Genomic DNA, 243 nt, shown 5'->3' on the forward strand with positions numbered 1-243 from the left:
GCCCGGCTATCCCGCTCAGGTTCATGGTCGGTTTTCCTTTGCCGGCACGAAGATATCGAGCCATTGGCTCATGACGGGCACGATCTCGGTGAGCGCCTCTGTTCCCGTCATGTGCGCATGGATAGCCGCTACGTCATGGACGGTGACGTTCAGGGCGTAGGGCCGCCATGTTTGGGGATCTAGCGAGCGCTGGCCCGGCGTTTGCGTGGCGCGGAAATGCAGGATCTGTCCGCGGAAGAGCTC

The 243-nt window shown here is 62.1% G+C and carries 1 protein-coding gene; it reads right to left on the reverse strand.

Translation table 11 applies throughout. The features are described 5' to 3' along the window. Positions 1-21: 21 nt before the first annotated feature. Positions 22-243 (reverse strand): hypothetical protein (locus CH341_RS35040; protein ID WP_170149925.1); only part of this gene is annotated, 222 nt, incomplete at its 5' end.

The organism is Rhodoplanes roseus (assembly GCF_003258865.1).
Classification (GTDB): domain Bacteria; phylum Pseudomonadota; class Alphaproteobacteria; order Rhizobiales; family Xanthobacteraceae; genus Rhodoplanes; species Rhodoplanes roseus.